At 51.8% G+C, this 2,233-nt stretch carries 2 protein-coding genes; both read right to left on the bottom strand.

Annotated features, from left to right (window positions below):
• Positions 1–397: 397 nt before the first annotated feature.
• On the bottom strand, positions 398–1,114 hold the full coding sequence (locus ABYW01_RS19905; RefSeq protein ID WP_372836155.1) for an aspartate/glutamate racemase family protein: 717 nt from the start codon (positions 1,112–1,114) through the stop codon (positions 398–400).
• A gap of 37 nt (positions 1,115–1,151) precedes the next feature.
• A partial coding sequence (locus ABYW01_RS19900) for an NAD(P)/FAD-dependent oxidoreductase (protein WP_372836154.1) occupies positions 1,152–2,233 on the bottom strand: 1,082 nt, incomplete at its 5' end.

The raw sequence follows: 2,233 nt of genomic DNA, 5'->3' as shown, positions 1-2,233 counted from the left end.
TGACCGTCAGCCACAAGAGCAACGCCATCAGCGGAACCGACCACAGCACACGCAAGGCAAAGATCTCCATCGCCTCAACACCTTTGAGGTACTGATAGAACAAGGGCATCAGCCCCCATACGGTGTAGGCAGACAGGGTCCAGAAAAGACCGCTTTGTGGCAGATTTGATGGTTGCATGGATGGCGGAATACACTTCAGCGAGATGGAAAGAAGGCGGCATTATCCGTATGCACCAAAATAGGTCAATTAAAGAATTTTGAACAATGTATAAGATCGCCTGATATTTCATTCATAGTGAAATTTTCGGACACAAAAAAGCCGGTTCAGAGTGCAGTCCGAACCGGCTTTAGAGTGGGCCTGGCGCGCAGTCATCGACTGCACGGTATCGCGAATCAATCAGGCGATCTGGCGATCCACGGTCGCGGCGACCATCCGGGTCAGACTGCTCAGATCAAAGATTGGCAATCCAAATCGAGCCTGTAGTTTGGGTGCAAAGTGGGACAGATCCGTACACTCCAACACCACTGCACCCACATCCGGGTTCTGATCCAGCATATTCTGAACCACTGAGCAGAGCTCTTCTTCGAACAGGTCCATATCCAGATCATTGGTCTCACCACGCAGAATCACTTCAGCAAACTGCTTTTGCTCCTGCATGTCCGCCACCACGATCGGCTCATCAGCAATACCGACACCTTTCAGATGATCCTCAGACAAGGCATCACTATTGGCGACAACGACACCAACTTTCTGGTCACGTTTCAGCATACGGGAAACCAGCGGGACTTGAATCAGGCTAGACATAAAGACCGGGACATCCACGGCATCGGCGATCTCTTTCTGATGCAGGGCCAGAAAACCGCAGCTACCGGTGATCGCCTTCACGCCTTCACGCTCCAGTTCCTGTGCCGCTTCGATAAAGGGTTTCAGCAGCTCAGGATCGCGTTCGCGGATTAAGCGGTCAATCGTCGCCCCCTGCACCGTTTTATAGAAAACAGGGAAATCGAAACTACCCGGATGCTTAATATGGCCATCAGGTTTCGGAAAGTAGGATTCCAATGAGATCACGCCCATGGTCAATCCACAAATATTGATGCCGCCTTTAATAATCATAAATGTACCTTTATTTTTGTTCTCTGGTCGCCGCGTATCAGCTAAAACGTGCAGCGGAAAATGGTGTTAGGTCGACAGATGGAATCTGCCCCTGAATACTCTCAGCAATCAGCTGGCCGGTAATGGCACCGAAGGTCAAACCCAAGTGCCCATGACCAAATCCAACACTGATCCGAGGATGTTGCTCTAACGGACCAATCACCGGCAAGGAATCCGGCGTTGATGGACGACTACCCACCCAGGTCGATTTGATCTCCGGTGTATCATCCAGCATAACTTTGGCATGTTCTAACATGGTTTCTGCACGCTGCGGGTTCAGTGGCGCATCCGCAGACGCAAACTCCGCCGTACCGGCGAGACGCACACCATCAGCCATTGGTGTCAAAAACACCGCTTTATCCAACCAGCCAACCGGACGGCTGAGCTGTTTATCGCCAATATCCAATGTCAGATGATATCCACGCTCGCTTACCAGCGGCACTTTCACACCCAACGGTGCGAGCAGCGCTTTAGATGCCACACCCGTGCAGATCACCACACGATCAAAACTAACAGAATGCTGCGACAAACGCAGATCGACACCGTCTTCTTTAGGCTTCACTGCCAATACTTCATCCTGCGCAATAATCCCGCCATTGGCGGTAAAGTGATGCGCATATCGACGACTCAGCTCCAACGGGCTGACCGTAAAGCGAGTGTCGGGATAAAAAACGCCACCGGCGTGAAAACCTGCAAGATCAGGTTCTAAGTCACGCACCTGCTTTGCGTTCAGAAACTGGAGATTAACCCCCTGCTCCCGACGCTCTTTCAGATCGCCTTGCTGCGCGGTAGCAAAACCGTCTTCTGTTGCAAACAGTCCCAGGCAACCTTCGGACTTAATCAGATCCGCCGTGCCCGTCAGCGCCAACAGATCCCGATCCGCTTGCTGGGCATGTTCCTGTAATGCTTTTAATGCGGCCTTGCCCTGCACATACTTTGCAGGGAAACAGGCCTTGAAGAACTCCCAGCCATAGGGCATCAGGGATGGTAGATAACTACCTTGCATCGAGAGCGGGCTGGTTTTATCCAGTAACATACCCGGCATCTTGCACATCATCGCAAACTTGGCGAACGGTAAGC

The sequence above is a fragment of the Pontibacterium sp. genome (genome assembly GCF_041587635.1).
Classification (GTDB): Bacteria; Pseudomonadota; Gammaproteobacteria; order Pseudomonadales; family Balneatricaceae; genus Pontibacterium.
Note: the sequence above shows the minus strand (reverse complement) of the source record. Positions and strands in the feature narration are given on the sequence as shown.